At 58.7% G+C, this 2,987-nt stretch carries 3 protein-coding genes; all 3 read left to right on the top strand.

The genetic code is table 11. The features are described 5' to 3' along the window. Positions 1-3 precede the first annotated feature (3 nt). Genes ACR0B8_RS20170 through folD form a run of 3 tightly spaced genes read left to right on the top strand, consistent with a single transcriptional unit; the run spans position 4 to position 2,987 of the window. Positions 4-1,680, top strand: a complete 1,677-nt coding sequence (locus ACR0B8_RS20170) for a formate--tetrahydrofolate ligase (RefSeq protein WP_170352147.1) — start codon at positions 4-6, stop codon at positions 1,678-1,680. Positions 1,681-1,737: 57 nt separating this feature from the next. Then, on the top strand, positions 1,738-2,043 hold the full coding sequence (locus tag ACR0B8_RS20175) for a chorismate mutase (RefSeq protein ID WP_170352146.1): 306 nt from the start codon (positions 1,738-1,740) through the stop codon (positions 2,041-2,043). A gap of 53 nt (positions 2,044-2,096) precedes the next feature. Then, positions 2,097-2,987 carry a bifunctional methylenetetrahydrofolate dehydrogenase/methenyltetrahydrofolate cyclohydrolase FolD gene (folD, locus tag ACR0B8_RS20180; protein WP_170362954.1) on the top strand — a complete coding sequence of 297 codons (891 nt, stop codon included), beginning with the start codon at positions 2,097-2,099 and terminating at the stop codon, positions 2,985-2,987.

Genomic DNA, 2,987 nt, shown 5'->3' on the forward strand with positions numbered 1-2,987 from the left:
CCAATGAGCTACAAATCCGACATCGAAATTGCCCGTGAGGCGAACAAGAAGCCGATTCAGGAAATCGGTGCGAAAATTGGCATCTCCAGTGACGATCTGCTGCCTTACGGCCACGACAAGGCGAAGGTCAGCCAGGACTTCATCAACTCGGTTCAAGGTCGTGAAGACGGCAAACTGATTCTGGTGACCGCGATCAACCCGACCCCTGCGGGTGAGGGTAAGACCACCACCACCGTCGGTCTGGGCGATGGCCTGAACCGCATCGGCAAAAACGCGATGATCTGTATCCGCGAAGCCTCGCTTGGCCCGAACTTCGGGATGAAGGGTGGTGCTGCGGGTGGCGGTTACGCGCAGGTTGTTCCGATGGAGGAAATGAACCTGCACTTCACAGGTGACTTCCACGCCATCACCTCAGCCCACTCGCTGCTGTCGGCGATGATCGACAACCACATCTACTGGGGCAATGAGTGCGAGATCGACATTCGTCGCGTTGCGTGGCGTCGTGTGGTCGACATGAACGACCGTGCGCTGCGTCAGATCACCGCCAGCTTGGGTGGCGTGTCGAACGGTTTCCCGCGTGAAACCGGCTTTGACATCACCGTGGCGTCCGAGGTCATGGCGATCCTCTGCCTGGCCACCGACCTAAAAGACCTGGAAAAGCGTCTGGGTGACATCATTGTCGCCTATCGCCGCGATAAGACCCCGGTTTACTGTCGCGACATCAAGGCCGAAGGCGCAATGACCGTTCTGCTGAAAGACGCGATGCAGCCGAATCTGGTGCAAACGCTGGAAAACAACCCGGCCTTTGTCCATGGTGGTCCTTTCGCGAACATCGCGCACGGCTGTAACTCGGTCATCGCGACCAAGACCGCGCTGAAAGTGGCCGATTATGTTGTCACCGAAGCGGGTTTTGGTGCTGACTTGGGTGCCGAGAAATTCATGAACATCAAGTGCCGCAAGGCGGGCATCGCGCCGTCGGCAGTTGTTCTGGTCGCCACCGTGCGCGCGATGAAGATGAACGGCGGTGTTGCCAAAGCCGATCTGGGTGCCGAAAACGTCGACGCGGTTCAGTCGGGCTGTGCCAACCTGGGCCGTCACATCGAGAACGTGAAATCCTTCGGCGTGCCCGTTGTTGTCGCCATCAACCATTTTGTCACCGACACCGATGACGAAGTGCAGGCCGTCAAGGATTACTGCGCCGAACATGGTGTCGAAGCAGTTCTGTCGCGTCACTGGGAGCTCGGTTCAGACGGTTCTGCGCCTCTGGCTGAGAAAGTTGTGGAAATCGTCGAAAATGGTGCTGCGAACTTTGCACCGATCTACCCCGACGAAATGCCGTTGTTCGAAAAGATCGAAACCATCGCCAAGCGCATCTACCGCGCTGACGAGGTTCTGGCCGACAACAAGATTCGCAACCAGTTGCGCGAATGGGAAGAGGCCGGATACGGCAATCTGCCGGTCTGCATGGCCAAGACGCAATACAGCTTCTCGACTGATCCGACCCTGCGCGGCGCGCCCACCGGCCACTCGGTTCCGGTGCGTGAGGTTCGCCTGTCGGCAGGTGCCGGGTTCATCGTGGTTGTCTGCGGCGAGATCATGACCATGCCCGGCCTGCCACGCAAACCGGCTGCGGAATCCATCTGCCTCAATGACGCAGGTGAGATCGAGGGCTTGTTCTAAGCGCCCGAATGATACATCTCGTGGTCCGGGGGTATCCCCGGACCGCAGGAGATTGAAATGCCCACTCTGATACCGCCGCAGGACTGCCACTCGATGCGGGAATTGCGGGTTCAGATCGACAAGCTGGATCGCCAATTGATTGAAATGTTGGTGGCGCGCGCAACTTACATAGATCGTGCGTCTCAGTTGAAACCCGGCGAGGGGCTACCCGCCCGAATTCCGGATCGTGTCGAAGATGTGGTGCAGCGCGTGCGCACAAGTTCCGACGAGTTGGGCATGGACCCCGATCTTGCCGAGAAGCTTTGGCGCATCTTGATTGACTGGTCGATTGCCCGCGAAGAACGCGTGCTCGGCCCCGAATGAAGAACCGGGCGCTTTGTGCGCCCGATCCGTTTTTGAAAAGAAGGGATCAAAGGATGGTAGCGCAGGTTATCGACGGTAAGGCCTTTGCCGCAAAAGTACGCGGCCAGGTGGCCGACCAGGTCGCAAAGCTGAAAGAAGAAAACGGCATCACCCCCGGCCTGGCCGTGGTTCTGGTAGGCGAAGACCCAGCAAGCCAGGTTTATGTGCGGTCCAAGGGAAAGATGACCGTCGAGGTCGGCATGAACTCGTACGAGCACAAGCTGGATGTTGACACATCCGAAGAAGATCTGCTGGCGTTGATCGACAAACTGAACAACGACCCAGCCGTGCATGGTATTCTGGTGCAGTTGCCCCTGCCCAAACACCTGAACGAAGATCTGGTGATCAACTCGATTGACCCGGCCAAGGACGTTGATGGTTTCCACATCTCGAACGTGGGACTGCTGGGTACCGGGCAGAAGTCGATGGTGCCCTGCACGCCGCTGGGGTGTTTGATGATGCTGCGCGACTACCATGGCTCGCTCTCGGGTATGGATGCGGTTGTTGTGGGCCGATCGAATATCGTGGGTAAGCCGATGGCGCAGTTGTTGCTGGGTGACAGCTGCACCGTGACCATCGCACACAGTCGCACCAAGGACCTTCCTGATGTTGTGCGCCGCGCAGACATCGTCGTTGCTGCCGTTGGTCGCCCCGAGATGATCCCGGGCGATTGGATCAAGGAAGGTGCCACGGTCATCGATGTGGGCATCAACCGAATTGAACGGGACGGCAAGAACAAGCTGGTTGGTGACGTAGATTACGCCAGCGCGGCCGAACGCGCCGGAGCGATCACACCCGTGCCCGGTGGCGTCGGACCGATGACCATTGCCTGCTTGCTGGCCAACACACTGACGGCCTGCTGTCGCGCCAATGCCTTGCCAGAGCCCGAAGGCCTGACAGCTTGA

This window comes from Ruegeria sp. BH6 (assembly GCF_056538105.1).

Coding starts and splice junctions, on each gene's coding strand:
- ACR0B8_RS20170 (WP_170352147.1), top strand. CDS start 4: ATGAGCTACAAATCCGACATCGAAATTGCCCGTGAGGCGAACAAGAAG.
- folD (WP_170362954.1), top strand. CDS start 2,097: ATGGTAGCGCAGGTTATCGACGGTAAGGCCTTTGCCGCAAAAGTACGC.
- ACR0B8_RS20175 (WP_170352146.1), top strand. CDS start 1,738: ATGCCCACTCTGATACCGCCGCAGGACTGCCACTCGATGCGGGAATTG.